Source organism: Streptomyces sp. NPDC101165, assembly GCF_044768135.1.
Taxonomy (GTDB): Bacteria; Actinomycetota; Actinomycetes; order Streptomycetales; family Streptomycetaceae; genus Streptomyces.
Genome location: NZ_JBIWPG010000021.1, coordinates 33,001 through 59,815, shown reverse-complemented (window position 1 = coordinate 59,815; position 26,815 = coordinate 33,001). Strand labels below are relative to the sequence as shown.

Here is a 26,815-nt window from a genome sequence, read left to right as displayed (position 1 = left end):
CAGGCCGGAATGAATGCCGCGGCCCCCAGGTTCTAGCCTGGGGGGCGCGGCATTTCGTATGTCCGCAGACAGAGCGCGTGGACGCACGCGTGACAGCACAGGAACGAGGAACCAGATGACCGACCCCGTGACCCTGGACGGTGAGGGCACCATCGGCGAGTTCGACGAGAAGCGCGCCGAGAACGCCGTACGGGAACTGCTGATCGCGGTCGGTGAGGATCCGGATCGTGAGGGCCTCAGGGAGACGCCGGCGCGGGTGGCGCGGGCGTACAAGGAGATCTTCGCGGGCCTGTGGCAGAAGCCCGAGGACGTCCTGACCACGACGTTCGACCTGGGGCACGACGAGATGGTGCTGGTGAAGGACATCGAGGTCTACAGCACCTGTGAGCATCATCTGGTGCCGTTCCGGGGCGTCGCCCACGTCGGCTACATCCCGTCCGTGACCGGGAAGATCACCGGTCTGTCCAAGCTGGCCCGGCTCGTGGACGTCTACGCCCGGCGCCCGCAGGTGCAGGAACGGCTCACCACGCAGATAGCGGACTCCCTGATGGAGATCCTGGAGCCGCGCGGCGTGATCGTGGTCGTCGAGTGCGAGCACATGTGCATGTCGATGCGGGGCATCCGCAAGCCGGGCGCGAAGACGATCACCTCGGCGGTGCGCGGTCAGCTGCGCGACGCGGCGACGCGGAACGAGGCGATGAGCCTCATCATGGCGCGCTGACCGGCCCCCACCGCACGACCGGAGCCGGTGGTCAGGCCGCCGGCTCCGCGCCCGCGTGGTTGTGGTCCTCGTCCTCGGGGAGCTTGCAGACCCGCTCCAGGAACATGGCCGCCGCTATCACGCCGATGCCGGCCAGGACCGAGAGACCGGCGTAGAGGGCCTGGTCGCGGCGGGCGGGGATGTCCAGGAGCTCCAGGAGGAAGACGCCCGTGCCGCCGTACATGCCGGCGACCAGGGCGGCCACCAGGGCGCTGGCCTGGCCGAAGACGACCGCTCGGGCGGCCATCAGGGGGTCGACGCCCTTGGCGCCGGGCCGGCGTTCGCGCTGGGCCTTGAGGCGGGCGCGCAGCGAGAGCGCGGTGGCGAGCAGGACCACCGCGATCAGTGCGAGGACGATGGGGGCGGCCAGGGGGACGCTGGGGAGTGTCCCGATCGAGTTCCAGAGGCGGGCGCCCGCCCAGGACAGGACGCCGGCCACGACGAACACGCCGGCCAGCACCCTGATGCGCAGCTCTCTCACGGTGTCCCTTCAGCTCCCCCGGACCGGTCCCGGACTGTGGTCGTCTTGACCTTAACGACTACTCGGGCAGTCGGAGTTCCAGGTCCGCGCGCGCCTCGATGCCGTTGAGGGTGACGGCCGACAGCAGTTCGGCCACCGTGCCCCGGCCGGGCAGCAGCGCCTGCGGGTCGATGTCGTGCCAGGGGGCGAGCACGAAGGCGCGTTCGTGGGCGCGCGGGTGCGGGAGGGTGAGCTGCGGGTCGTCGGAGGTGACGTCCGCGTAGGCGACGATGTCGACGTCCAGGGTGCGCGGTCCCCAGCGCTCGTCGCGGACCCGGTTGAAGGCCTCCTCGACGGCGTGGGCCCGCTCCAGCAGGGAGGACGGGGGCAGGGTGGTCTTCAGGACGACGACGGCGTTGTAGTAGGACGGCTGGCTGCCGGGCTCGACGCCCCACGGCTCCGTCTCGTAGACCGGCGACACGGCCTTCACACGGACGCCGGGGGTGTCCTCCAGGGCGTCGACGGCTCCCTGGAGGGTCTCCAGGCGGTTGCCGAGGTTGGAGCCGATGGAGATCACGGCCCATTTCGGATTGCTCAGTGTCGTGTCGGCGGCGTCCACCTGCTCGACGACCGAGGCGGGCACCGGCTGGACGGTCGGGTCGCTGTGACCCTGGGCGAAAGGTCGGGTCATACTCGGCTCCGGGTGATGGTGACGGTCACGTCGTCGAACGGGACGGTGATCGGGGCGTCCGGCTTGTGGACACAGACCTCGGCCTCCTGGACCCCTTCGTGCTTCAGGCAGGTCTGGGCGATCCGCTCGGCGAGGGTTTCGATGAGGTTCACCGGTTCGCCCTCGACCACGGCCACGACCTCTTCGGCCACGATGCCGTAGTGGACGGTCTTCGCCAGGTCGTCGTCGGCGGCGGCGGGTCGGGTGTCCAGGCCAAGGACGAGGTCCACGATGAAGGTCTGGCCCTCCTCGCGCTCCTTGGGGAACACACCGTGGTGCCCGCGGGCCTTCAGGCCGCGCAGCGCGACACGATCCACGCGAATCACTCCTGCAATCGTCGGGAACGGCCGGGCGGTGTCGCGTGCGGGCGGCACACCGGCCTCTGACGAATCTACCTGCGGGCGCTGACACATCCGGGTGACGGGGGCGTGTGCCCCGGCGGCGACCCGGAGGCTTCACCGTGTGTTTCCCCCGGGGAACCCGGCCGCGTCATGGGCTGGTAGCCGCACATACCCCCGGGTAGGTGATTCCAACCACTTCTTGGTCCTTGTGGGGCTCGTACCCGGTCAGGCGAGGGGGTTGTCACCCGAACTATCGCCGTTTGCTTCGTTCTGACCGTTCTCCTCTTCCTCGTCGGATTCGGCCAGCACGGGGGAGGCGTGGTGCGACCAGAGTTTCCAGCCGGTGAGGGTGCGCCGGAACACGTTCGTGGCGACGACGAGCTGGCCGACCAGGGGGCCGAGCTCCGCGCCGTCCTCCGGGGCGGGGCCGCCGCTGAGGATGTTCTCGGTGCAGGTCACGAGGGCGGTGTTGCCGGTCACGGAGACGTGCACGTCGGTGAGGAAGAACTGGATGTAGTCGGTGTTCGCCATGATCAGCGCGTACGACCTGAGGACCTCGGAGCGGCCGGTGAGCACCGGCCAGCCGGGGTGGACGCAGGAGATCACGCCGGTGTCCGCCGGGTCGTGGTACTCCTCGTCGACGCCCAGGTCGGCGGGTGTGAGCCAGAGCGAGGACAGCTCCTCGAAGTCACCGCGCTCCATCGCCTCGTAGAAGGCGGTGTTGGCGGCCTCCACCTGTTCGACGTCGGTGTGGGGGGCGCTCACCGGGCTCCTTCAACGGCGCGCGCGACCCGCACCGCGTCCGCGGTGGCGCGTACCTCGTGCACGCGCACCGCCCATGCCCCGGCGTGCGCCGCGAGCGCCGAGACGGCGGCCGTGGCGGCGTCTCGCTCGCGGGCCGGCGGGGGTGCGCCCTCCGGTCCGGCGAGGACGCGGCCGAGGAACCGCTTGCGGGAGGCGGCGACGAGCAGGGGGTGGCCCAGGGCGTGCAGGCGGTCGAGGTGGGCGAGCAGGGTGAGGTCGTGGTCGGCCTGCTTGGAGAAGCCGAGGCCGGGGTCCACGACGATGCGGTCGGGGGCGATGCCGCCCTCGAGAACGGCCTCCACGCGCGCCTGCAGTTCGTCCACGACTTCGGCGACGACGTCCTTGTACGCGCCCTGGACGTTGCCGCCCTGCAGGAAGCCGCGCCAGTGCATGACGACGAAGGGGGCGCCCGTGGCCGCGACCACGGGGATCATCGCGGGGTCGGCGAGGCCGCCGCTGACGTCGTTGACGAGGGTGGCGCCGGCGGCGAGGGCCTGTTCGGCGACGGAGGCGCGCATGGTGTCGACGGAGACGGCCACGCCTTCGGAGGCGAGGCCGCGGACGACGGGGATGACGCGCCTGAGTTCCTCGGCCTCGTCGACGCGGGTGGCGCCGGGGCGGGTGGACTCGCCGCCGACGTCGACCAGGTCAGCGCCCTCGGCGACCAGGTCCAGGCCGTGCTTGACGGCGACGGTCGTGTCGAACCAGCGGCCGCCGTCGGAGAAGGAATCGGGGGTCACGTTCACGACCCCCATGACCGCGCACCGGTCCCATGCCGGAAGGCCTGCCACTCGGCCGCGCCCGCTGAGGTTGTTCATACGTTCAGCGTAGGCCCAGGGGGGCGCCGCCCACGCGCCGCGGCCCGGGCGGAAGCTCCCGTGCTGGAGGGGGTGGGGCTTCCGCCCGGGCCGGTCAGGGGCCGGGCTGTGCTCTGCGCGCGGCAGGCGGCCGGGGTCAGGCGGCTCGGACGTCGCGTTCCGCCACGGCGTGCGCGCAGGGGCGCTCGGCGGCCGCCCGGCGCCGGCGCAGGAAGCGCGGGAGCGGCAGGGCCAGGTCGACGAAGCCCTCCGCCTGCATGGCGGCGAAGCCGATGCGGGGCAGGTCGGCGGAGGCGCGGTAGACGACGAAGCGCGGCTCCCAGCGGGGCTGGAACTTGGCGTTGAACTTGTACAGCGACTCGATCTGGAACCAGCGGGAGAGGAACACCAGCAGTCCGCGCCAGGCGCGCAGCACCGGGCCCGCGCCGATCTTCTCCCCGCGCGCGAGGGCGGAGCGGAACATCGCGAAGTTCAGCGAGACCCGGGTGATGCCGAACTTGGGGGCGGCCTGCAGGGCGGCGGCGATCAGCAGCTCGTTCATGCCGGGGTCGGCGGTGCGGTCGCGGCGCATCAGGTCCAGGGAGACACCGTCGGTTCCCCAGGGCACGAAGTGCAGGATCGCCTTCAGGTCGCCGTACTCGCCGGGCTCGTCGTCGGTCTTGTGGGCGGTGGCGATCAGGCAGTCGCCGTCGGTGGGGTCGCCGATGCGGCCGAGCGCCATGGAGAAGCCGCGCTCGGTGTCGGTGCCGCGCCAGTCCTCCGCCGCCCGGCGGATGCGCTCCAGCTCGGCCTCGCCGAGGTCACGGATACGCCGTACCCGGGTTTCGTAGCCGGCCCGCTCGATGCGCTTGACCATCTGGCGCACGTTGCGCATCGCGCGTCCGGCGAGTGAGAAATCCGCCACGTCGACCACCGCCTCGTCGCCCAGCTCCAGGGCGTCCAGGCCGGTCTCGCGGGTCCACACCTCGCCGCCCGTCTCCGAGCAGCCCATGACGGCCGGGGTCCAGGAGTGCGCCTTGGCCTCGTCCATGAAGCGTTCGATGGCGCCGGGCCAGGCCTCGACGTCGCCGATCGGGTCGCCGCTGGCGAGCATCACGCCGGAGACCACGCGGTAGGTGACCGCCGCCTTGCCGCTGGGCGAGAAGACGACCGCCTTGTCGCGGCGCAGCGCGAAGTGACCGAGGGAGTCGCGGCCGCCGTGCTTGTCCAGCAGCACGCGCAGCCGGGCCTCGTCGTCCTCGGTGAGGCGGGCGGCCGGGTGCTCGGGGCGGAAGGCGAAGTAGATGGTGGTGACCGCGGTCAGCCAGCCGAGGGCGCCGAGGGAGAAGGCGACCGTCCAGGAGGTGTTGCCGTCGTAGTCCAGCGGCCCCTCGAAGCCGAACAGGCCGTAGACGACGTGCGTCAGGCGGTCGGCGAGGCTCGGGTCGCCGACCATCCGGTGCGGATGGACGCTGACGATGACCAGGCCGAGGGCGAGGGAACCGGCGGCCATCAGGACGAAGTTGGCGAGTGCGCGCCAGCGGCTGCGCGGGTCGGGCAGGGCCGCGAACTCGTCGCGGTGGCGCAGCAGCGGAATCAGGATCGCCATCGAGATGAGCATGCCGATGACCGAGTGCCGGTACACGAACTCGGCGGCAGCACCTGCGGGCAGGAGCGCGACCGCGGCGCGCCACGCCCGGCGCTTGCGGCGCTTGAGTCCGTGTGCGAGCAGGAGCAGCAGCACGCCCGCGCTGAGCGAGAGAGCCGCCGCGAAGGGCCCGAAGGAGCCGGGCAGTACCTCGGCCAGGGCGTGCATACGACTGTGACGGAAGCGCGGGAACACGCCCGCGGCAATGTCCACCACGCCCACGAGGGCGCACGCCTTGGCGACCAGAGCGGGAACGGCCTCGGGGCGCGGGCCGCGCAGTATGCGCCGCGCCCGGCTTGATCGGCTCGGAACCTCGCCCGACATTTCCCCATCTATCCTGACAGACATCGCATCCCGTAGTTCTGCGAGAGACCTTGAACCCGGTGCCGATCGGGGCATCCGGCGACATTGCGCCCTCTAGGACGGTGTCTCGGGGAGAGAGGTTCACTCCCCTCCGGAAAGTCGGGTCAAAGGCCAAGGAAAGCCCCGGGCAAGCCCTTGCAACGATGCTGGGTGGGCCACGGGCGGAAAGCGCAGGCAGGAAGAGCCCATGGGTCTCACGAGCAACAAGGTGCTGGCGCTTGCGGTCGTGCTCGCCGCGGTGCTGTTCATCGCCACGGTGTGGGTGTGGCCGCGGCTCGCCCGGCAGAACTGGCGGGCCGTCATCGGGCGCGTCGGTCTGCTCCTTGTCACACAACTGGTCCTCGTCGGCTCCCTCGGGATCGCCGCCAACCAGGCCTTCGGGTTCTACGCCAGCTGGGCGGACCTGTTCGGCCAGGAGACCGACCAGGGCATAGTCGTCGACCACTCGGCCAACCCCGGTACGGGCGGCCCGCTGCAGGTGGTCTCCACCTCCCTGGTCAAGGGCGTCAACGGATCACGGCCGCAGACGACCGGGCAGATCCAGAAGGTGGGCATCGTGGGCCGCAAGACCCACATCGCCACACCGGCGTACGTCTATCTGCCGCCCGAGTACTTCCAGCCGCAGTACCGCACGCGTACGTTCCCGGCGGCCGTCGTACTGACCGGCTACCCCGGTACGGCGCAGGCGCTGGTGGACAAACTGCACTACCCGCGTACGGCGCAGGAGCTGGCCAAGGACGGGCGGATGCAGCCGATGATCCTGGTGATGCTGCGGCCGACCGTGGCGCCGCCGCGCGACACCGAGTGCGTGGACATCCCTGGCGGGCCACAGAGCGAGACCTTCTTCGCCCAGGACCTGCCCGAGGCCGTACTCGCGCACTACCGGGTGGGCAAGCGGCCCGGCAGCTGGGGCATCGTCGGCGACTCCACCGGCGGTTACTGCGCGCTGAAGCTCGCCATGCACCATCCGAGCGTCTACGCGGCCGCCGCCGGCCTCTCGCCCTACTACAAGGCGCCGATCGACCCCACGACCGGTGACCTCTTCAAGGGCGACACGAAACTGCAGAATCGTGCCGACCTGTGGTGGCTCCTCAAGCACGAGCCCGCGCCCGACACCTCGCTGCTCGTCACCAGCAGCAGGATCGGCGAACACAACTACAAGGACACCCTCAAGTTCATAGGGGATGTGCAGGCCACGAACCTGACCCGGATCTCGTCGATCATCCTGGACAGCGGCGGGCACAACTTCAACACCTGGCGCCGGGAGATCCCTCCGACGCTGCAGTGGCTCAGCGGGCGGCTGAGCGACCGCTGAGCCGCCGGGTGCCCGTTACCCGGGAAAGCTCATGGTGTGGCGGTGTTTTTGCGGGGCGGGGGTCCGCGAATCGCCTACGCGCGGTAAGTTTCTGGCCATGCCACGTGGACGCCACCGCCATTCACCACCTCTGCACCGGCTGTTGCCTCCGTCGGCGATCGCCGGCGTGTCCGTCGTCTGCGCGCTGGGTCCCTGGGTGTTCTCCGAGGTCACGGTGTTGCGCACGCTGGCGGCAGCCGCCGCGGCGACCGCTGTCGCGGGCGCCGTCGTGATGCGCCGCTGGGACTCCCAGGCGGGCAAGCAGGTCGCCGACCTCTCGCGCGCGCGTGTCAGCGACGAGTGGCGCTACGACGAACGGGTCGCCGAACTGGAGACCGACCTGGAGGAGTCGCGCGAGCTGCGCACCAAGCTCGAGCAGCGGCTGCGCGCCAAGCGTGCGGAGCTGGCCGGGCTGCGCAACGAGCACGCGGCCCTGCTGCGCCGCTACGCCACGGCGGAGACCGAGCGCGCCAGCGCCCTGGAGGGGCGCCGGCTGCTGGAGATCGAGACGGCCGAGCCGTCCGGCCCGCCCGCGCTGCCGCCCGCGCGCAGCGCCGAGCCCGAGGCCGCCGAGTCCGAGGCCGAGACGGTCGAGGCCGCCGAGGAGAAGCCGAAGGCCGGCCCGGCGTTCTCCGCCGAGGGTGCTCAGCTGTTCCTGAAGGCCGCGGTGGCGCTGTCCCGGCTGGACCGTGACGGGGCGCCGGCCGAGGCCGAGGTCGAGTCCGCCGAGGTCGCGGTTGCCCAGGCCGAGTCCGTCGCGGCCGAGTCCGTCGCGCCCGGGTCCGCCGAACCCGAGCCGGTCAGGCCCTCGCCCGTCACGGCCGAGCCGAAGGCGGCCGGGTCCGCCGAGGCCCCGGGTGACGGTGCGCGCAAGGAGTCCGCGCAGGAGGCCGTCACGGAGGGCGAGGCGCAGGGGAAGCCCGAGGCGGTCGGCGGACACGAGCCCGCGGCCGCCACCTCGACGACACCGGACCAGCCCGCCAAGCCCGCGGGGCAGCAGCCCGCCGGTCACTTCACGGTGCCGACCGCGGTAGCCGTCGTACCGGCCGCGCCCGTGCGGCGCCCGGCGATCGAGGGCGGGTTCGACTTCTTCGGCACCCAGAAGCAGTCGGCGTCCGCCGCGCTGGAGTCCGTGCAGAACGAGGATCTCGCCGACGTCGTCGGCCAGGAGGCCCTCGCGCTGCACAAGGCCGAGGCGGAGGCCGAGTTCAAGCCCGCCGACGCGGAGTCGCGCGGCATCGGTCAGGTCATCGACCTGACCGCGCACGACGAGACGGAGCAGATCGACCTCCAGGGGCTGCGCACCGCCGCTTCCTGAGACTCCGTCAGGCACCCACCAGGCACCGAGCCCGGTCCACCCGAGAGGGGTGGGCCGGGCTCACGCCATCCAGCGGTCGGGGCGGGCGTCCCTGCGGCCGGTGCGGGACCGCTCCGCCTGGGCGCGCAGCAGCAGCGCGGCCTCCTCGGCGTCCCGCAGACGGGCCGTGACGGTCTTGTCGGCCCCGGTGTCCACATGGACGTCGGCGAGCCGCCACAGCCGCTCCCAGGGCCCCTGGGTGAGGCGTACGCTCTGCACCTTGGCGTGCGGGACCAGCGACAGGCGGCGGCGCAGCAGGCCGTGCCGGGCGGCGAACACCGCTTCGGTGACCGCGAGGCCGTGCCCGCGCCACCACACCGGCACGCACCGACCGGCCCGCCGGGGCGGTCGGGACAGCGACTCCGGTACGGTCACGCCGGGCAGTATGCGCGCTATGACCGACTCGGCCACCGCGCGCGGGGCGACCGGCACCAGCACGGAGTTGTCGGACCCGGCCACGTCCAGCTCCACCCGCACCCAGCCCCGCCGTCGCCACAGCAGCGGTTCCACGATCCGCACGGTCTGCACCCGTCCCGGGGGCACGGTCTCGTGCGCGCGGTCGAGCAGCCCGTGGTCGATGCGCAGCCCGTCCGGGGACTCGCCCACCGTCCAGTCGTACTCGGCGACGAACCGCCCCGCGCTGCTCGCGCCCGCCGTACCGAGCAGCGGCAGGGCGGCGGCGAGGACCGTCCACACACTGTGGGTGGCGAGCCACAGCACGGGCGGTACGACGAGGGCTGCGGCCAGCGAGCCCCAGGCGGCGCCCGTCAGCACGAGGGAGAGCGCCAGCTCGCGCGGAGGCACCCGCAGCAGCTCGTGCGCCGGTGCCTCGCCGACTTCGCGCGCCGTCTCGGGCGCGAAACCCGCGGCGCGCGCGAGCAGCTCCGCGCGCAGGGCGCGCGCCTCCTGCTCGCCCAGGAAGGCGAGTTCGTCCTTCTTGTCGGCCCCGACGACGTCGATGCGCAGCTTGGCGACACCCGCCACGCGCGCGAGGAGCGGACGCGTCACGTCGATCGCCTGGATGCGCTCCAGCCGGATGTGCGCGGTGCGCCGGAACAGCAGCCCGGTACGGATGCGCAGTTCGCTGTCGGTGACCGCGAAGTGTGTGAACCACCAGGACAGGAAGCCGTAGAGGCCGGCGGCCGGGACCAGCACGGCGAGCCCGACGAGCAGCATCGTGGAGGTCAGCCGCTGAAGCTGCTCCTGCGCGCCGCTCGGGTCGTGCCCGGCCCAGCCGGCGAGTACGGCGACCGGCGCCCAGGCCCGCCGGAAGGGCGTGACGGGGTGCAGCCGCCGCTCGGCCAGGGACGGGCGTGCCGCCACGTCGTCGAGGTCAGGCGTGGTCACAGGCCCGCCGATCGGGCCTCGCCGAGCTCGGTGAGCCGGTCGCGCAGCCGCTCCGCCTCGGCCGGGTCCAGACCCGGGATGGTCGCGTCGGTCGCCGCGGCGGCGGTGTGCAGCTGCACGCTGGCCAGCCCGAAGGAGCGCTCCACGGGCCCCGAGGTGACCTCCACCAGTTGCATCCGCCCGTACGGCACCACGGTCTCCTCGCGCCACAGGACACCGCGGCTGATCAGCAGGTCGTCGGCGCGCTCGGCGTACCGCCAGGAGCGCCAGTTGCGGCCCAGCAGTAGCCAGCCCCACGCGCCCAGGGCCAGTGGGAGCAGCGCGAGGGCGGCCCACGTCCAGCCGGCGAGCAGGCCGGGCAGCAGCCCCGCCACGAGGGCGAGCACGCCCGTCCACACCGCCAGCAGCAGTCGGCGCATGCGCAGCAGGCCGGGCGGCAGCCCCCGCCACACCGGCTCTTCCCCCGATACCCCGGTCTGCTCGGGGATCCCCGTCTCCATGGAGCCAGCGTACGTAGGGGAAACTGGGTCCATGACTGCGACGGAGACCACGGTCGGCATCGGCGGTGCCGCCGAGAGCACCGACATGGTGCTCAACATCGGCCCCCAGCATCCGTCCACGCACGGCGTGCTGCGGCTCAAGCTGGTGCTGGACGGAGAGCGCATCCTGCACGCGGAGCCGGTGATCGGCTACATGCACCGGGGCGCGGAGAAGCTTTTCGAGGCGCGCGACTACCGGCAGATCATCATGCTCGCCAACCGCCACGACTGGCTGTCGGCGTTCTCGAACGAGCTGGGCGTGGTCCTCGCCGTGGAGCGGATGCTCGGCATGGAGGTCCCCGAGCGTGCGGTGTGGACGCGGACGCTGCTGGCGGAGCTGAACCGGGTGCTGAACCACCTGATGTTCCTCGGGTCGTACCCGCTGGAGCTGGGCGGGATCACGCCGGTCTTCTACGCGTTCCGTGAGCGCGAGGTGCTCCAGAACGTCATGGAGGAGGTCTCCGGCGGGCGCATGCACTACATGTTCAACCGCGTCGGCGGCCTCAAGGAGGACCTGCCGGCCGGCTGGACGGCACGCGCGCGTGCGGCCGTCGCCGCCGTGCGCTCCCGGATGGACGTCTTCGACGACCTGGTGCTCGGCAACGAGATCTTCCGGGGGCGTACGCGGGGCGTGGGGGCGCTCACGCCGGAGACCGTGCACGCCTACGGCGTGAGCGGGCCCATCGCGCGCGGCTCGGGCGTCGACTTCGACCTGCGCCGCGACGAGCCGTACCTGGCCTACGGCGACCTCCAGGACACGCTGAAGGTCGTCACCCGGAGCGAGGGCGACTGTCTTGCCCGTTTCGAGGTGCTCCTGGAGCAGACCCATAACGCGCTCGACCTCGCCGACGCCTGCCTGGACCGGTTCGCCGAGCTGCCGCCCGGGCCGATCAACCAGCGGCTGCCCAAGGTGCTGAAGGCGCCGGAGGGGCACACGTACGCCTGGACCGAGAACCCGCTCGGGATCAACGGCTACTACCTGGTCAGCAAGGGCGAGAAGACCCCGTACCGGCTGAAGCTGCGCTCCGCGTCCTACAACAACATCCAGGTCCTGACCGAGCTGCTGCCGGGGACGCTGGTGGCGGACATGGTGGCGATCCTCGGGTCGATGTTCTTCGTGGTCGGGGACATCGACAAGTGAGCCGCCGGCCCTAGGCGAGCGGGTCCGGGATTCCAACCGGCTGGAGCAGCCAGCCGAAGTCGCCGAGGCCGGCCGGGGCGGTGAGTTCGGCGGCCTCGCCGGCACTCGCCAGGGCGCGTACGTAGGCGGCGGGGTCTGCCGAGGCCAGCGCGAGCGGGGGGCGTGCGCCGGTGAGGTCCAGGGCGCGCAGGGCGGCGCGTTGCGTGAGCAGGCGTGCGGCGATGAGTGTGCGCGCTGTGCCGGAGGATGTGTGCGCCGTTTCGTGAGGCCTGCGAGCCGTCGCGTGAGCTGACGTGCCTGCCGCCGCACACGCGTCCAGCGCGACATGCGCCGTGATGTCGCACGAGCCGTCCGGCACGGGCGCCGTCTCGCGTCCCTCCCGGAAGCCGGTGAGCGTCCCGAACGGGGGGCGCGCGTCCGCTGTGTGCACGTAGTCCACGGCAACCGCAAGTCCCCGCACCACCCGGTCCACCGCGGCCGCCCACGCCAGGTCCCTGGGCAGCCCGATCTCCGCGCGCAGCCCCTCCTCGCCCGGCAGCGGCCACCACCGCGCCAGCCAGTGCGCGTCCGCGCCCGACACCGGCTCCCCGAGTCGTTCGGTGCCGTCCGCCGCGACGAGCACCAGCCGGGGCACGCCCGCCGGGTCCACCTCGGCGACGTCCACGGGCACGTTGTCGAGCCACTCGTTGGCGAACAGCAGCCCGGTGATCGTCGCCGGGGGTTCGCTGCGCCAGGTGATCCGGTCGTCCAGGCCCGCCGGACGGTCCGCGATCTCGACGGCGCAACCGCGCGCGCGGGCCGCCACGTCGGCCGGCAGGGCGGCAAGTACGCCGGTCACCAGCTCCCCGCGCCCGGCGCCCATGTCGACGAAGTCCAGCGTCCGCGGCCGCCCGAGCGCCTCGTCGACCCGGCACAGCAGCCGCGCCACGGCGCCCGCGAACAACGCGGACGCGTGCACGGACGTACGGAAGTGACCGGCCGGGCCCTCGGGCCGCCGGTAGAAGCCGCCCGGCCCGTAGAGCGCCTCCTGGGTCGCCTCCCGCCAGCCGCGTCCCTCGCGGACGCTCTCCGCCGTCGCCTCATCCGTCACCGGGACAGACTAGGCGCACAGGTGATCACGGCATCCACCTTGCGGAGTACGCGTCGCTCTTGCGGATCGGCCCTCCGGTTGACCCCTGCACGCATCCAGCTTCCCTACTCTGGGTTACGTGCAACGCCTTTATGACTTCCTCCGCAGGCACCCGACATGGGTCGACAGCTTCTGGGCCGTCGTCCTGTTCGGGCTTTCCGGCGTGAGCGTGGTGAGTCAGAACGGCGTGCCGGACCACCACATGTCGATCGGCGGCGGTCTTGCGGTGTCCGCCGTCCTGTGCGTCGTCGTGGCGCTGCGTCGTCGCTTCCCCGAGGCGATGTTGCTGCTGGCCCTCGCGACCGGGCTGGCCCAGCTGGTCCTGGACATCGAGATGACCGCCGCCGACTTCGCCATGCTGGTGATCACCTACACGGTCGCGGCGGTCGGCGCGCGCTGGGCCTCCCGGCTCGCGCTCTTCGTCAGCCTGTCCGCGGCCGCCCTGGCGCAGATCCGCTGGCCGGACCAGCACTCCAGCGGGGTGGGCCAGCTGGCGATCGCGGTGTTCCAGACGGTGCCGTTCGCCCTGGCCTGGGTGCTCGGCGACTCCATGCGCACCCGCCGGGCCTACTTCGCCCAGCTGGAGGAGCGCGCCGCCCGGCTGGAGAAGGAGCGCGAGGCACAGGCGAAGGTGGCGGTCGCGGCCGAGCGCGCGCGGATCGCGCGCGAGCTGCACGACGTCGTCGCGCACAACGTGTCGGTGATGGTGGTCCAGGCCGACGGCGCCGCCTACGTCCTCGACGCCGCGCCCGACCAGGCGAAGAAGGCCCTGGAGACGATCTCCTCCACCGGCCGCCAGGCCCTCGCCGAGATGCGCCGCCTGCTGGGCGTGCTGCGCACCGGCGAGCACCAGGAGAGCGGGGAGTACGTCCCGCAGCCGGACGTCGAGCAGATCGACGACCTCATCGAGCAGTGCCGCAGTTCCGGACTGCCCGTCGACTTCAAGGTCGAGGGCACCCCGCGCCCGCTCCCCAGCGGGGTGGAGCTGACCGCGTACCGCATCGTGCAGGAGGCGCTCACCAACACCCGCAAGCACGGCGGGCCCAACGCGGGCGCGAGCGTGCGACTGGTCTACTTCGACGACGGGCTCGGCCTGCTCGTCGAGGACGACGGCAAGGGCGCCCCGCACGAGCTGTACGAGGAGGGCGGCGCCGACGGTCAGGGGCACGGCCTGATCGGCATGCGCGAGCGGGTCGGCATGGTCGGCGGCACCCTGGACGCCGGCCCGCGCCCGGGCGGAGGATTCCGCATCAGCGTGCTGCTCCCGCTCAAACCGGCGCACTGACGCCGCCGCACGCCCCCTGTTGACACCTGTCACACCCCCCCAAGAGCACCCCAGAGCAAACGGAAGAGGACCCCGATGACGATCCGCGTGATGCTCGTCGACGACCAGGTGCTGCTGCGCACCGGGTTCCGGATGGTGCTCGCCGCCCAGCCGGACATGGAGGTCGTCGCGGAGGCGGGTGACGGAGTCGAGGCCCTTCAGGTGGTGCGCTCCACCGCCGTCGACGTCGTCCTGATGGACGTCCGCATGCCGAAGCTGGACGGCGTCGAGGCCACGCGCCGCATCTGCCAGGAGCCGAACCCGCCGAAGGTGCTCATCCTGACCACCTTCGACCTGGACGAGTACGCCTTCTCCGGGCTGAAGGCGGGCGCCTCCGGCTTCATGCTCAAGGACGTGCCGCCCGGCGAGCTGCTGGCGGCCATCCGCTCCGTGCACAGCGGCGACGCGGTGGTGGCCCCGTCCACCACCCGGCGCCTGCTGGACCGGTTCGCGCCGATGCTGCCCTCCGCCGGCCGGGAGCCCCAGCACAAGGAGCTGGAGCGGCTCACCGACCGGGAGCGCGAGGTCATGGTGCTGGTCGCGCAGGGCCTGTCCAACGGCGAGATCGCGGCCCGCCTGGTGCTGTCCGAGGCGACGGTGAAGACCCATGTGGGCCGCATACTGACCAAGCTCGGCCTGCGTGACCGGGTGCAGGTGGTGGTGCTGGCGTACGAGACCGGACTGGTGCGGGCCGGCGGCCACGGCTGACGCCCCTCGGCGAAGTCCGCTGCAGTCGGGCAGCGCCCTGAAGGGGCGCGGGGCCGTGTTTGACATGCGGCTACCGCCGCGTGGGCGCGACCGGCCACGACGGTGCTGCAGGCGAGCGACGGCACATCGCGGCATGTCCGGCGGAGCGCCTAGCGCAGGACGCCCTCGATGAAGTCGCTGCCCAGGCGGGCCACCGCGGACAGGTCCAGCTGGTGCTGGACGTAGCGGCCGCGGCGGCCGCTCGTGATCAGACCCGCCTTCTTCAGCACCGCCAGGTGCCGGGATATCTCGGGGGCGGACATGCCGTGCGCGTCCGCCAGTTCGCTCGTGGTGTGCTGTGCGCGGGCCAGATGGCGGCACAGTCGCATCCGCACCGGGTGGGCCAGCGCCTCCAGACGGAGCGTGAGCTGCTCGACGGACGGCGCCTGCGGGTGGCAGCCGCTGACGGGATAGGTGATCGTGGGCTGCCAGCCGTAGCGGTGCAGGACCATCACATGGGGCCAGCCGAGGCTGGTCGGCACCAGGACGAGGCCGCCGTCGCCGGTGGCCGTCCGCCCCACCAGGAGCTTGTCGACTGTGATGAGCCCGGCCTCCTCGTCCAGCGAGACGGCACCGGAGAGCGAGGCGAGGGCCTCGCCCAAGCTCTTGCGGCGCAGCAGTTCGGTCTTGTGCCGGGCGTCCGCCGCGAGCTGGGGCTGGAGCCGGGCCCAGGTGTCCGCGAAGAAGGCCTCGTCGCAGTCGAGCACGAGCTGCCGGAACCAGGCGCGGACGGCCGACGGGTCCTCCAGCAGCCGGAGGGTGACCCGTTCCTGGACGGCACCGCGCGCGGCGGCCAGCTCCAGGGAGCGCCGGCGCAGCTCGGGATCGTCGAGCGGGCCGGGCTCGGCGATGTCGTAGCGCAGCTGGCAGGTGAACTCCAGGGCCGCGTGGACGAACTGTTCGTCCGTCAGCTGATCCAGCTGGTCCAGTTCCTCGGCGAGCGTGGCGCCCGGCTGCGCACGCCCGCCGGGGATACCGGCGAACGGGGCGAAGACGTCGGAGAACGTCGTGCGCCACAGGAAGTCCGCCTCGCACAGCCGGTCGGCCAGACCCGGGTCCAGCCGGGTCGACACGGCGGTCACCCAGCCCTGCAGCTGCGGGTGGTGGCCGGGCTCGCTGAGCGCGTGCAGCGCCATCCCCAGCTCCGCCAGCGCGGAGGGCACGACGGAGATTCGCTCCGGCGGCAGTCCGGCGATGTCGATCGTCACGCTCATGCCCCCATGGTGCACCCGGCCACTGACGGTGCCCCGTGGATTGACGGCTGCCGTCAATCCACGGGACATCCGCTCCGAGCAGGAGCAATCTGAGGACACCGGGGCAACCGCGGAGCCCGATCAGTCATCGATCAGCCACGTCCCCAGAAGGCGATCCGCCATGAGCATCACGCAGCAGTACCTCCTCGACACCTACCGCGCCCGCCTGCACGGAGAGCCCGCACCGCCCGCGCCGGGCCGCCACGACCGCGACCTGATGCGCGAACTGCGCGACTACCGGCGCTTCCGCGCGGTCCTCGCCGAGCGCCCGGCGTACGGACGGCTCCGCCAGGCCCTGACCCGCCGGCTGCGCCCGCGCGCCCTGTAGGGCCCGCTACGCCCTCCCGGGCAGTCGGCTCACGAACTCCTGGACGGCCGCACGGACGTCGGCGGCCGTCCACTCCAGGCCCGCCGAGCGGACGGTGACCTCCGTGTACGCCAGGCCGGGCGCGGCGCCGTCCCAGGCGTTCGTGAAGAGCATCACCGAGGTCTCCTCGGCCTGCCGGATCGCCGCCTCCGTCAGCACCTCGGGCTCGTACGGCAGCCAGACCTGGAACTCATGGGTGTGCGGCACCTCGGGGTGCACGCGCGCCCACGGCAGGCCCGCCTCCGCGAAGCCCTCGCGCAGGGCCGCGGCCACCACGCGCGCGTGCCGCACGTAGTCGGGCAGCCGGGGCAGCTCCCGCTCCAGGCCGACGAGCGCCGACAGCACGGTCGGGAACTGCTGGAAGACCATGCCGCCGTACCGGTGCCGCCAGGTCCTCGCCTCCTCGACCAGGGTTCGCGGACCGGCCAGCGCGGCACCGCCGAAGCCGTCGAGGGACTTGTAGAACGACACGTAGACGCTGTCCGCGAGGCCCGCGATCTCGTCCAGGGGGCGCTCGAAGTGGACGGTGCACTCCCAAAGGCGCGCGCCGTCGAAGTGCACCACCGCGTCGCGCTCCCGCGCGGCCTCGACGACCTCGGTCAGCTCCTCCCAGGTGGGCAGCACGAAACCGGCGTCCCGGAGAGGCAGTTCCAGCATCAGTGCCCCGAAGGGCTCCGGGAAGTCGCGTATCTCGTCGGCCGTGGGCAGCCGGGGCTCGTCGGTCACGCGCACCGGGCGCAGACCGGCGACCTGGCTGAGCGCATGCCGTTCGTGCACCTCGGGGTGGGCCAGGGCGTGCAGGGCCACGGCGGGATTGCCGGTGCGAGCCGCCCAGCAGCGCAGGGCGACCTGCTGGGCCATCGTGCCCGTCGGGAAGAACACGGCGGCCTCCGTGCCGAGCAGGGCCGCGACCCGCTTCTCCAGGGCCGCCACGATCCCGTTGCCGTAGACGTCCGCCGGCTCGTCCAGGTCGTACATCTCGGGGGCCGCCTCCTGGAGCAGCGCGAGCCGCTCCCGGATCGTGCCCCGCCAGCCCGCGCGCGACAGGACGCTCCGGGCCCCGCGCTGGGCCGCCGCGCGCCGTTCCCGCGACCGCTCCTGCGCGGTCCGCTCCTCGCCCTGCTCAGCCGTATCAGTCATGCCCGGGATCATGCCCTGCGCGCCTTTGCGGGGCAGCGGGGTTTTCCGGCGGGGCGGGCGTGGGGTAACCCACAGCCTGTGGACAACCGGCCGCGCTCCGACCCGATAGCGTTAACATGACGAGAAATCGTCCGGTACCCAGAGCGGACTGGAACGGGAAGGCCGCCGTCGCGTGAGTACAGTCCACCAGCCAGACCTCAAGGACCGCCCCGCGCGGCTCACCGTCGGTGTCGTCGGCGCCGGACGGGTGGGTCCCGCCCTGGCCGCGTGCCTCCAGCTCGCCGGGCACCGCCCGGTGGCCGTCTCCGGAGTCTCCGACGCCTCCCGCAGGCGCGCCGAGACGATGCTCCCCGACGTGCCCCTGGTGCCGCCCGCCGAGGTCCTCCAGCGCGCCGACCTCGTCCTGCTCACCGTCCCCGACGACGCCCTGCCCGGCCTGGTCGCCGGCCTCGCCGAGACCGGTGCCGTACGGCCGGGACAGCTGCTCGTGCACACCTCCGGGCGATACGGCGCGAAGGTCCTCGACCCCGCCCTGCGCGCGGGCGCGCTGCCGCTGGCGCTGCACCCGGCGATGACCTTCACCGGCACCCCGGTGGACGTCCAGCGCCTGGCGGGCTGCTCGTTCGGCGTCACCGCGCCCGAGGAGCTGCGTCTGGCCGCCGAGGCCCTGGTCATCGAGATGGGCGGCGAGCCCGAGTGGATCAGCGAGGAGAACCGCCCGCTCTACCACGCGGCCCTCGCCCTCGGCGCCAACCACCTGGTGACCCTGGTCGCCCAGTCCATGGAGCTGCTGCGCACGGCGGGCGTCGAGGCCCCCGACCGGATGCTCGGCCCGCTCCTCGGCGCCGCCCTGGACAACGCGCTGCGCTCGGGCGACGCGGCACTCACCGGACCGGTCGCGCGCGGTGACGCCGGCACGGTCGCCGCGCACGTCACCGAGCTGCGCAGACACGCCCCGCAGACCGTCGCGGGCTATCTGGCGATGGCCCGCGCGACCGCCGACCGTGCCCTCGCCCACGGCCTGCTGAAGCCGGAACTCGCCGAGGACCTGCTCGGCGTGCTGGCCGACGGCAAGAACGGCACCGACGGCAAGAACGGGACCGACGGCACGAACAGCACCGAGGGGAACGCCTGATGACCGCCGCCCTGCTGAGCACCGCCGAAGAGCTGCACGCGCGCGTGCGGCACGGCCGCCGGGCCGTCGTGATGACCATGGGCGCCCTGCACGAAGGCCACGCGACGCTGATCCGCGCCGCGCGCGAGATGGCCGGCCCGGGCGGGGAGGTCGTCGTCACCGTCTTCGTCAACCCGCTGCAGTTCGGAGCCGGCGAGGACCTGGACCGCTACCCGCGCACCCTCGAAGCCGACCTGAAACTCGCCGAGCAGGCGGGCGCCGACGCCGTGTTCGCGCCCTCCGCGGACGAGGTGTACCCGGGCGGCGAACCCCAGGTCCGCGTCTCCGCGGGACCGATGGGCGAACGCCTGGAGGGCGCCTCGCGGCCCGGGCACTTCGACGGTGTGCTCACCGTCGTCGCCAAGCTGCTGCACCTCAGCCGCCCCGACGTGGCGCTGTTCGGGCAGAAGGACGCCCAGCAACTGGCCCTGATCCGGCGCATGGTGCGGGACCTGAACTTCGGCATCGAGATCGTCGGCGTACCGACCGTGCGCGAGGAGGACGGGCTCGCCCTGTCCAGCCGCAACCGCTACCTCTCGCCCGACGAGCGCCGTACCGCCCTCACCCTGTCCCGCGCGCTGTTCGCCGGCAGCGACCGGCACGCAGCGCAGGAGGCGCTGCGCGCGCGGGCCCGCGAAGTGCCCTCCACGCACGCGCGTGCCGAGGCGCTGAGCGCCATAGGGGAGTCCCGCGCGGCGGCCGACGCACACGCCGTGGCCACCGCCGCACCCGGCCGCCCGGCGGCCGTCCGCGCGGCCGCCCGCCAGGTCCTCGACGAGGGCGTCCGCCTCGACCCGCCGCTCCAACTGGACTACCTCGCCCTCGTGGACCCCTCCGACTTCACCGAGATCGGTGACGGCTTCACCGGCGAGGCCGTCCTCGCCGTGGCCGCCCGGGTGGGCACCACCCGGCTGATCGACAACCTCCCTCTCACCTTCGGATCCCTCGGAGCCGCCTCGTGACCAGCACAGGCATACGACTGCACGCGCCCGCACCCGGGTGGTCCATCTCCGCGGACGTGGTCGTCGTCGGCTCCGGAGTGGCCGGCCTGACCGCCGCTCTGCGCTGCGAGGCCGCGGGCCTGACGACGGTCGTCGTCACCAAGGCCCGTCTTGACGACGGCTCCACACGCTGGGCGCAGGGCGGCATCGCCGCCGCCCTCGGCGAGGGCGACACCCCGGAGCAGCACCTGGAGGACACCCTGGTGGCCGGCGCGGGCCTGTGCGACGAGGACGCCGTACGGATCCTCGTCACGGAGGGCCCCGACGCGGTACGGCGGCTGATCTCCACCGGCGCCCACTTCGACACCGACGACGAGGGCGACATCCAGCTCACCCGCGAGGGCGGCCACCACCGGCGCCGCATCGCGCACGCGGGCGGGGACGCGACCGGCGCGGAGATCTCCCGCGCGCTCGTGGAGGCCGCACGCGCGCGCGGGGTGCGCATGATCGAGAACGCGCTGGTCCTGGACCTGCTCACGGATGCCGACGGCCGCACCGCGGGCGTCTCCCTGCACGTGATGGGCGAGGGCCAGCACGACGGCGTGGGCGCCGTGCACGCCCCCACGGTCGTCCTCGCCACCGGCGGCATGGGCCAGGTGTTCTCCGCGACCACCAACCCGTCCGTGTCCACCGGCGACGGCGTGGCGCTGGCGCTGCGCGCGGGCGCGGAGATCAGCGACCTCGAGTTCGTCCAGTTCCACCCGACCGTGCTCTTCCTCGGCCCGGACGCCGAGGGCCAGCAGCCGCTCGTCTCCGAGGCGGTGCGCGGCGAGGGCGCCCACCTGGTCGACGGGGACGGGGTGCGCTTCATGGTCGGACAGCACGAGCTGGCCGAGCTGGCGCCCCGGGACATCGTCGCCAAGGGCATCATGCGGCGGATGCAGGAGCAGGACGCCGAGCACATGTTCCTCGACGCCCGGCACTTCGGCGCCCACATGTGGGAGCACCGCTTCCCGACCATCCTGGCCGCCTGCCGCGCCAACGGCATCGACCCGGTCACCGAGCCCATCCCGATCGCCCCGGCCGCCCACTACGCCTCCGGAGGCCTCCGCACCGACGCACAGGGCCGGACGACCGTCCCCGGCCTGTACGCGTGCGGCGAGGTCGCCTGCACCGGCGTGCACGGCGCCAACCGGCTCGCCTCCAACTCCCTTCTCGAAGGCCTCGTCTACGCCGAGCGGATCGCCGCCGACATCGCGGCGACCCACGCCGCGGACGGCCTGCACGCGCGCGTGCCCATACCGGTCCCGGACCCGGAGAAGCCCGCGCACCCGCTGCTCGCCCCCGAGGCCCGGTTCGCCATCCAGCGGATCATGACCGAGGGCGCGGGCGTGCTCCGCTCGGCGGAGTCGCTGGACAAGGCCGCGGACCAGCTCCAGCGGCTGCACAGCGAGGCCCGCGACGCCCTGGAGGAGAACGGCAAGACCGCCGAGCCCGGCGTCGACACCTGGGAGGCGACCAACCTCCTGTGCGTGGCCCGCGTCCTGGTCACCGCCGCGCGGCTGCGCGAGGAGACCCGCGGCTGCCACTGGCGCGAGGACCGCGCCGAGCGCGACGACACGAACTGGCGACGCCACATCGTCGTACGGCTCAATCCCGACCGGTCGTTGGCCGTACGTACCACGGACACCGCAGACTTCCCCCCGACCCGGCAACACCAGCGCCCTCAGGAGCAGAACAAGTGAGCACCGACGACCTTCCCCTCGCCCCGACCGGCGGCTGCGGTGACGGCTGCGCCTGCGGCGCGGAGGGCGACGAGGAGTACCTGGAGTGCGGGCTCGACCCCGCGCTCGCCGAGCTGCTGGAAGCTGCCGGACTCGACCCCGTCGAGGTCGAGGACATCGCGAACGTCGCCATCCAGGAGGACCTGGCCGGCGGCGTGGACGTGACGACCGTCGCGACCATCCCCGAAGAGGCCGTGGCCACCGGCGACTTCACCGCGCGCGAGGCCGGCGTGGCGGCGGGCCTGCGGGTCGCCGAGGCCGTGCTCTCGGTGGTCTGCACGGACGAGTTCGAGGTCGAGCGACACGTCGAGGACGGCGACCGCGTCGAGGCCGGGCAGAAGCTGCTGTCGGTCACCACGCGCACGCGTGACCTGCTCACCGCCGAGCGCAGCGCCCTCAACCTCATGTGCAGCCTCTCCGGCATCGCGACCGCCACGCGCGCGTGGGCGGACGTGCTGGAGGGCACCACGGCGCGCGTGCGTGACACCCGCAAGACCACGCCGGGGCTGCGCTCGCTGGAGAAGTTCGCGGTGCGCTGCGGCGGGGGCGTCAACCACCGCATGTCGCTCTCCGACGCCGCCCTGGTGAAGGACAACCACGTGGTGGCCGCCGGCGGCGTCGCCCAGGCCTTCAAGGCCGTACGGGAGGCCTTCCCGGAGGTGCCGATCGAGGTCGAGGTCGACACCCTGCACCAGCTGCGCGAGGTCGTCGAGGCGGGCGCCGACCTGATCCTGCTGGACAACTTCACGCCCGACGAGTGCGCGGAGGCCGTCGGGATCGTCGGCGGGCGGGCCCTGCTGGAGGCCTCCGGGCGGCTCACCCTCGACACCGCGCGCATGTACGCCGACACCGGCGTGGACTTCCTGGCCGTCGGCGCCCTCACCCACTCCTCGCCGATCCTCGACATCGGCCTGGACCTGCGCGAGGCGGAGTAACGGCCATGCTGCTCACGATCGACGTCGGTAACACGCACACCGTGCTCGGCCTGTTCGACGGCGAGGACATCGTCGAGCACTGGCGCATCTCCACGGACGCGCGCCGCACGGCGGACGAGCTGGCGGTGCTGCTGCAGGGCCTGATGGGCATGCACCCGCTGCTCGGTGAGGAGCTGGGCGACGGCATCGACGGCATCGCGATCTGCGCGACCGTGCCGTCGGTGCTGCACGAGCTGCGCGAGGTCACCCGGCGCTACTACGGCGACGTGCCCGCGGTGCTGGTCGAGCCGGGCGTGAAGACGGGCGTGCCGATCCAGTTCGACAACCCCAAGGAGGTCGGCGCCGACCGCATCATCAACGCGGTCGCGGCGAACGAGCTGTACGGCGGCCCGGCGATCGTCGTCGACTTCGGCACGGCGACCACCTTCGACGCGATCTCCGCGCGCGGGGAGTACGTCGGCGGGGTCATCGCCCCCGGCATCGAGATCTCGGTGGAGGCCCTCGGGATCAGGGCCGCGCAGCTGCGGAAGATCGAGGTGGCCCGGCCCAGGAACGTGATCGGCAAGAACACCGTCGAGGCCATGCAGTCGGGCGTCGTGTACGGCTTCGCCGGGCAGGTCGACGGCGTGGTGGGCCGGATGGCCCGGGAGCTGGCCGACGACCCCGACGACGTCACGGTGATCGCCACGGGCGGTCTCGCGCCGGTGGTGCTGGGCGAGTCCTCGGTGATCGACGAGCACCAGCCGTGGCTGACCCTGATCGGCCTGCGCCTGGTGTACGAACGGAACGTGTCGCGGATGTGAGGCACCGGCGCCCGTGGCGGGCGCCGGCCTTCACGGGCGCCGCGCGCCCGGTCTGCGCGCCGTACGCGCGCGGGTGACCCCGGTCGGGGGAAACCTGGCAGCGACACGCGACGACACAGCATTCCGATTCGTCACTTTTGTCCGATTAGCGGTAGCGTCGCCGCATGCCCACGCCATACGGATCCTGCGGCGGCATGGCGTTCGGTGCGGAGGAGCTGCGTGTGCTCCGCCGCGCTCTCGCCCTCGCCCTTCACCCCGGCCGAGCGTCCGCCGAGGACGCCAAGGACTGCTTCCGCCTCGCCGAGTCCCTCGACGAGGCGATGTGCGAGGGGGCCAGGCTGCGCGCCTTCCTGGTGGCCGACCTGGGCCGGTACCGCGCCGCCCTGCCGGGCACCGCCGCCGGCTACCTCGCCCTGCTCGAGGAGGCGTTGGGTGCCGGGCACCGGCCGACGCCGGACGATCTCGCCGCGCTCCGGGCGCTGTGCGGGAACCCCGTGGCGGCCGCCCTGCTGGACCGCTGCCGGGCGCTCGCCGAGCAGGACGTACGGGCACGCTTCGCCCAGGGGGCCCGCAAGGTCCCGGCCCCCGCCGTACCGCCCTCCAGGACGCGCCTGCTGGCCCTTCCCGGCGGCGCGGGGGAGACCCCGGCCGCGGAGGCCGACGACCCGGAGAAGCCCGCCCAGAAGCCCGCTCCGAAGCCCGGCAAGACCCCTCCCGCACGCCCCGCCGAGCGTCCGGCCTCCGAACCGGCCGCCCCGAAGCGCCCCATCCCCACACCGGGCGAGGTCTTCCCCCGCCGCAAGCCGCCGACGCCGCCCGCCGCCCCGGCCGAGACCGCCGAGTCGCGGCAGCTCGCCGCCGGCTGAGCGCAGGTTCGCCCACCCCGCCCCTTTCGCCCCGACCCCGCTGGCTACCCTGGAGCCATGGACTACGTCTCCGCGCTCGTGCCCCCGGTCGTCATGGCCGTGTTCTTCATCGGTGTGGTCAGGGTGATCGTGAAGACCCAGGGCGGGGCCGCCAAGGCCAAGGAGGACGCGGCCGTGGACGCCGCCCTCGCGCGCGCGGAAGGCACGCGTCAGGCCTCCGCCGCCGGCGACGCCTGAACCGTACGGACCCGGGCGCACGACTCCCCGCACCCCGGTGCTTTCGGAGTCGTGCGCCCTTTTTGTTCACGTTTGTAACCTAAGCGCACGTCCGGCACGCCATTGTCGGGATCTCCCACTATTGTTCTGAGCTGTGCCTCGCCCATTGGGAGAACTCGAAGACGCGGTCATGACGCGGGTGTGGAAGTGGAACCGCCCGGTGACCGTTCGAGAAGTCCTGGAAGACCTGCAGCAGGAACGGTCCATCGCGTACACCACCGTGATGACCGTTCTGGACAATCTCCATCAGAAGGGCTGGGTGCGCCGGGAGGCCGAAGGGCGCGCCTATCGATATGAGGCCGTCTCCACCCGAGCCGCCTACGCCGCCGCTCTGATGAACGACGCCTGGTCGCAGAGCGACAACCCCGCCGCGGCTCTCGTCGCCTTCTTCGGGATGATGAGCGAGGAACAGCGCCAGGCTCTCAGGGACGCCGTACGCATCGTCCAGGGTCCGGAAACCCAGGAAGCCCCCCAAGCCCCGCAAGTGGAGAACCCCGGCGCGGCGGGGGAGGCCGCCGGGCGATAGCGTCCGCTCATGTCAGCAGAGCGTCCCGAAGTCACCGCAAAAGCCATCACCGTCCGGCGGGCCCGGACCAGCGATGTCCCGGCCGTGCGCCGCCTCCTCGACGCCTACGCCCGCGACCGCATCCTGCTCGACAAAGCCACGGTGACGCTTTACGAGGACATCCAGGAGTTCTGGGTCGCGGAACGCGACGACAACGCCGAGGTGGTCGGCTGCGGGGCGCTGCACGTCATGTGGGAAGACCTGGCGGAAGTCCGCACTCTCGCGGTGAAGCCCGGCCTCAAGGGCGCCGGCGTCGGTCATCAGTTGCTGGAGAAGTTGGTGGAGACAGCGCGCTGGCTCGGTGTTCGGCGCGTTTTCTGTCTCACCTTCGAAGTGGACTTCTTCGGGAAGCACGGCTTCGTGGAGATCGGTGAGACACCGGTCGACACCGATGTGTACGCGGAGCTGTTGCGTTCCTATGACGAGGGCGTCGCCGAGTTCCTCGGTCTCGAACGAGTGAAACCGAACACCTTGGGCAACAGCCGGATGCTTCTGCATCTGTGATCGTCTTTGCCCCGGTGCCCTATGTCCGAAACGCGCATGTTTCCGGGCCGGGGCGGGCCCCTGGGTCTCTCCCAGGGGTTTGTGTTTTTCCGGCAAAAGCGGTTTGCTTTCCGACGTACTGCAGTACTGCATATAACAGGGGCGGCGAAACGGCGGGCGCCGCACACCCCTGACCCTCACGTTATCGATGAAAGGAAATCCGGTGGCACAGAAGGTTCAGGTCCTTCTTGTCGACGACCTCGACGGCGGCGAGGCGGACGAGACCGTGACGTTCGCGCTGGACGGCAAGACGTACGAGATCGATCTCACGACCAGCAATGCGGACAAGCTGCGTGGCCTTCTCGACCCCTATGTGAAGGGTGGTCGGCGTACCGGTGGCCGTGCCTCGGGCGGGCGTGGAAAGACGCGTGCCGCTTCCGGTGGCAGCCAGGACACCGCGCAGATCCGTGCCTGGGCGAAGGACAACGGCTTCGAGGTCAACGACCGCGGCCGTGTTCCCGCGTCCATTCGCGAGGCCTACGAGAAGGCCAACGGCTGATTTCGCCGGCAGGCGGGCGGCCGCGCGCTCGCGCGCCGCAGCCGGACCCGGTGGCACTGCGCTGCCACCGTGTCCACCAGTCGTACGAGATCGGGGGCGCCTCCGGGCCTCCCCATGGCCGGCAACGCCGGCAGCGAGGCCTCTGCCTCGCCCCCCGGCCCGGGGGGCCGCAGCCATACGGCGGCCCCCTGCACGGAATCGGCGGCGCAGGGCCCGTCGAGCAGAGGCTGAGCCCCGCTCCAGGCCCGCTCGGGCGGAACCGGCGCCTCCATCAGGCCGCCCGCGCCCAGGACCCGAAGGTCCAGCGCCAGCGCCCCCCATTCCAGCCACTCCAGCAGCCCGGGCACTTCCTCCGCACTGCCGACGGCCAGCAGCAGCCGCATCCGATCGCCCCACAGGGCCACCGGAGAGCCCGGCGCGAGATGCCTGAGCGCCACGGCTCCCGCCTCGGCCGGCACGTCCAGGACGTCGAACCGCAGCCCCGTGACCAACCGCAGCGGCCGTCCGGGCACGGTCGGCCAGCCCAGATCGTTCTCGTACCAGTGCCGGGCCCGTACTTCCGGGTTCTCCGGAAGGTCGGAGAGCTTCCGGTCGAGCGCTCGGCGAGGAAGGGGGACAGTGGAGGTCATGGAGACCGAGCCAGCCATGCCAAGTGCAACAGCCGAAGCGGGCCACAGGTTACGCTGGGTGCTCTGACCATTGCGCAGAGTGCCCGAAAAGGGAGCGTGCGGGGGTCCGCGGAGGCGCAAGGTTGTTCGCCCATAGCGGAGGGAACCGGTGCGCGCGGCATGGAGTGTCAGTCCCTGCGGGTAAGACATGCCTAGTGGG

The 26,815-nt window shown here is 72.4% G+C and carries 29 protein-coding genes; 17 read left to right on the top strand and 12 right to left on the bottom strand.

All coding sequences use genetic code 11. The features are described 5' to 3' along the window. Positions 1-115 precede the first annotated feature (115 nt). A complete protein-coding gene (gene folE / locus ACIRVH_RS35830) occupies positions 116-721 on the top strand; it encodes a GTP cyclohydrolase I FolE (RefSeq protein WP_094218329.1) in 606 nt (201 codons plus the stop codon). A 31-nt stretch (positions 722-752) separates the two neighbouring features. On the opposite strand, the gene ACIRVH_RS35825 is transcribed toward folE, so the two are convergent. The 6 genes from ACIRVH_RS35825 to ACIRVH_RS35800 form a co-directional block, all read right to left on the bottom strand. Then, positions 753-1,241, bottom strand: a complete 489-nt coding sequence (locus tag ACIRVH_RS35825; RefSeq protein ID WP_403962408.1) for a DUF3180 domain-containing protein — start codon at positions 1,239-1,241, stop codon at positions 753-755. A 58-nt stretch (positions 1,242-1,299) separates the two neighbouring features. After that, a complete protein-coding gene (gene folK / locus ACIRVH_RS35820; RefSeq protein WP_403962406.1) occupies positions 1,300-1,911 on the bottom strand; it encodes a 2-amino-4-hydroxy-6-hydroxymethyldihydropteridine diphosphokinase in 612 nt (203 codons plus the stop codon). Next, positions 1,908-2,267, bottom strand: coding sequence for a dihydroneopterin aldolase (folB, locus tag ACIRVH_RS35815; RefSeq protein ID WP_403962403.1), 360 nt, complete (start codon positions 2,265-2,267; stop codon positions 1,908-1,910). Before folB ends, folK begins: the two co-directional genes overlap by 4 nt. Before the next feature lie 249 nt (positions 2,268-2,516). Next, positions 2,517-3,056, bottom strand: coding sequence for a nuclear transport factor 2 family protein (locus ACIRVH_RS35810; RefSeq protein WP_403962400.1), 540 nt, complete (start codon positions 3,054-3,056; stop codon positions 2,517-2,519). Continuing rightward, complete coding sequence (folP, locus tag ACIRVH_RS35805) at positions 3,053-3,913, bottom strand: dihydropteroate synthase (RefSeq protein ID WP_403962398.1); 861 nt, start codon at positions 3,911-3,913, stop codon at positions 3,053-3,055. Before folP ends, ACIRVH_RS35810 begins: the two co-directional genes overlap by 4 nt. Before the next feature lie 136 nt (positions 3,914-4,049). Continuing rightward, complete coding sequence (locus tag ACIRVH_RS35800; RefSeq protein ID WP_403962395.1) at positions 4,050-5,864, bottom strand: phosphatidylglycerol lysyltransferase domain-containing protein; 1,815 nt, start codon at positions 5,862-5,864, stop codon at positions 4,050-4,052. Positions 5,865-6,090: 226 nt separating this feature from the next. Between ACIRVH_RS35800 and ACIRVH_RS35795 the strand changes: the two genes are divergently transcribed. Both ACIRVH_RS35795 and ACIRVH_RS35790 read left to right on the top strand, forming a co-directional pair. Continuing rightward, positions 6,091-7,218 (top strand): alpha/beta hydrolase, encoded by a 1,128-nt coding sequence (locus tag ACIRVH_RS35795; RefSeq protein WP_403962392.1) that lies wholly within the window; start codon positions 6,091-6,093, stop codon positions 7,216-7,218. 97 nt (positions 7,219-7,315) lie between these two features. Further along, on the top strand, positions 7,316-8,575 hold the full coding sequence (locus ACIRVH_RS35790; RefSeq protein WP_403962389.1) for a hypothetical protein: 1,260 nt from the start codon (positions 7,316-7,318) through the stop codon (positions 8,573-8,575). A 60-nt stretch (positions 8,576-8,635) separates the two neighbouring features. On the opposite strand, the gene ACIRVH_RS35785 is transcribed toward ACIRVH_RS35790, so the two are convergent. Together ACIRVH_RS35785 and ACIRVH_RS35780 are read right to left on the bottom strand one after the other, a co-directional pair. After that, positions 8,636-9,961 carry a PH domain-containing protein gene (locus tag ACIRVH_RS35785; protein WP_403962386.1) on the bottom strand — a complete coding sequence of 442 codons (1,326 nt, stop codon included), beginning with the start codon at positions 9,959-9,961 and terminating at the stop codon, positions 8,636-8,638. Then, entirely contained in the window at positions 9,958-10,461 is a 504-nt protein-coding gene (locus tag ACIRVH_RS35780) for a PH domain-containing protein (RefSeq protein ID WP_403962383.1), read from the bottom strand. The genes ACIRVH_RS35785 and ACIRVH_RS35780 overlap by 4 nt, the downstream gene beginning before the upstream one ends. 31 nt (positions 10,462-10,492) lie before the next feature. Between ACIRVH_RS35780 and ACIRVH_RS35775 the strand changes: the two genes are divergently transcribed. Then, positions 10,493-11,641, top strand: a complete 1,149-nt coding sequence (locus tag ACIRVH_RS35775) for an NADH-quinone oxidoreductase subunit D (RefSeq protein ID WP_403962379.1) — start codon at positions 10,493-10,495, stop codon at positions 11,639-11,641. A gap of 10 nt (positions 11,642-11,651) precedes the next feature. Here ACIRVH_RS35775 and ACIRVH_RS35770 read toward each other — a convergent pair whose 3' ends face one another. Beyond that, complete coding sequence (locus ACIRVH_RS35770; RefSeq protein WP_403962377.1) at positions 11,652-12,731, bottom strand: SAM-dependent methyltransferase; 1,080 nt, start codon at positions 12,729-12,731, stop codon at positions 11,652-11,654. A gap of 118 nt (positions 12,732-12,849) precedes the next feature. On the opposite strand from ACIRVH_RS35770, the gene ACIRVH_RS35765 reads away from it, so the two are divergent. Together ACIRVH_RS35765 and ACIRVH_RS35760 are read left to right on the top strand one after the other, a co-directional pair. Next, the gene (locus ACIRVH_RS35765; protein ID WP_403962375.1) at positions 12,850-14,055 is read left to right on the top strand and encodes a sensor histidine kinase; all 1,206 of its coding nucleotides are present in this window, start codon (positions 12,850-12,852) and stop codon (positions 14,053-14,055) included. Positions 14,056-14,130: 75 nt separating this feature from the next. Beyond that, entirely contained in the window at positions 14,131-14,802 is a 672-nt protein-coding gene (locus ACIRVH_RS35760; protein ID WP_097253150.1) for a response regulator transcription factor, read from the top strand. 149 nt (positions 14,803-14,951) lie between these two features. On the opposite strand, the gene ACIRVH_RS35755 is transcribed toward ACIRVH_RS35760, so the two are convergent. Continuing rightward, the gene (locus ACIRVH_RS35755; protein WP_403962371.1) at positions 14,952-16,055 is read right to left on the bottom strand and encodes a DUF5937 family protein; all 1,104 of its coding nucleotides are present in this window, start codon (positions 16,053-16,055) and stop codon (positions 14,952-14,954) included. 160 nt (positions 16,056-16,215) lie between these two features. On the opposite strand from ACIRVH_RS35755, the gene ACIRVH_RS35750 reads away from it, so the two are divergent. Continuing rightward, on the top strand, positions 16,216-16,422 hold the full coding sequence (locus ACIRVH_RS35750; protein ID WP_403962368.1) for a hypothetical protein: 207 nt from the start codon (positions 16,216-16,218) through the stop codon (positions 16,420-16,422). Between the two features lie 6 nt (positions 16,423-16,428). Here the strand turns inward: ACIRVH_RS35750 and ACIRVH_RS35745 are convergent, their stop codons facing one another. Next, complete coding sequence (locus ACIRVH_RS35745; protein ID WP_403962366.1) at positions 16,429-17,601, bottom strand: threonine aldolase family protein; 1,173 nt, start codon at positions 17,599-17,601, stop codon at positions 16,429-16,431. Positions 17,602-17,773: 172 nt separating this feature from the next. Between ACIRVH_RS35745 and ACIRVH_RS35740 the strand changes: the two genes are divergently transcribed. The 10 genes from ACIRVH_RS35740 to ACIRVH_RS35695 all read left to right on the top strand — a co-directional run bounded on the left by ACIRVH_RS35740 (position 17,774) and on the right by ACIRVH_RS35695 (position 25,987). Further along, on the top strand, positions 17,774-18,736 hold the full coding sequence (locus tag ACIRVH_RS35740) for a Rossmann-like and DUF2520 domain-containing protein (RefSeq protein WP_403962363.1): 963 nt from the start codon (positions 17,774-17,776) through the stop codon (positions 18,734-18,736). Then, positions 18,736-19,737, top strand: coding sequence for a pantoate--beta-alanine ligase (gene panC / locus ACIRVH_RS35735; RefSeq protein WP_403962360.1), 1,002 nt, complete (start codon positions 18,736-18,738; stop codon positions 19,735-19,737). The genes ACIRVH_RS35740 and panC overlap by 1 nt, the downstream gene beginning before the upstream one ends. Beyond that, the gene (locus tag ACIRVH_RS35730) at positions 19,734-21,461 is read left to right on the top strand and encodes an L-aspartate oxidase (protein WP_403962357.1); all 1,728 of its coding nucleotides are present in this window, start codon (positions 19,734-19,736) and stop codon (positions 21,459-21,461) included. The genes panC and ACIRVH_RS35730 overlap by 4 nt, the downstream gene beginning before the upstream one ends. Then, a complete protein-coding gene (gene nadC, locus ACIRVH_RS35725) occupies positions 21,458-22,435 on the top strand; it encodes a carboxylating nicotinate-nucleotide diphosphorylase (protein WP_403962354.1) in 978 nt (325 codons plus the stop codon). Before ACIRVH_RS35730 ends, nadC begins: the two co-directional genes overlap by 4 nt. A gap of 5 nt (positions 22,436-22,440) precedes the next feature. Continuing rightward, a complete protein-coding gene (locus ACIRVH_RS35720; RefSeq protein ID WP_145885761.1) occupies positions 22,441-23,238 on the top strand; it encodes a type III pantothenate kinase in 798 nt (265 codons plus the stop codon). A 194-nt stretch (positions 23,239-23,432) separates the two neighbouring features. After that, complete coding sequence (locus tag ACIRVH_RS35715) at positions 23,433-24,104, top strand: hypothetical protein (RefSeq protein ID WP_403962688.1); 672 nt, start codon at positions 23,433-23,435, stop codon at positions 24,102-24,104. Between the two features lie 57 nt (positions 24,105-24,161). After that, entirely contained in the window at positions 24,162-24,341 is a 180-nt protein-coding gene (locus tag ACIRVH_RS35710) for a hypothetical protein (RefSeq protein WP_145885759.1), read from the top strand. Positions 24,342-24,510: 169 nt separating this feature from the next. Continuing rightward, entirely contained in the window at positions 24,511-24,906 is a 396-nt protein-coding gene (locus ACIRVH_RS35705; protein ID WP_386579565.1) for a BlaI/MecI/CopY family transcriptional regulator, read from the top strand. Between the two features lie 9 nt (positions 24,907-24,915). Next, positions 24,916-25,449, top strand: a complete 534-nt coding sequence (locus ACIRVH_RS35700) for an amino-acid N-acetyltransferase (RefSeq protein ID WP_386579566.1) — start codon at positions 24,916-24,918, stop codon at positions 25,447-25,449. A gap of 202 nt (positions 25,450-25,651) precedes the next feature. Beyond that, the gene (locus ACIRVH_RS35695; protein ID WP_403962349.1) at positions 25,652-25,987 is read left to right on the top strand and encodes an Lsr2 family protein; all 336 of its coding nucleotides are present in this window, start codon (positions 25,652-25,654) and stop codon (positions 25,985-25,987) included. Here the strand turns inward: ACIRVH_RS35695 and ACIRVH_RS35690 are convergent. After that, entirely contained in the window at positions 25,966-26,616 is a 651-nt protein-coding gene (locus ACIRVH_RS35690) for an SCO3374 family protein (protein WP_403962346.1), read from the bottom strand. The genes ACIRVH_RS35695 and ACIRVH_RS35690 overlap by 22 nt on opposite strands. Between the last annotated feature and the right edge of the window lie 199 nt (positions 26,617-26,815).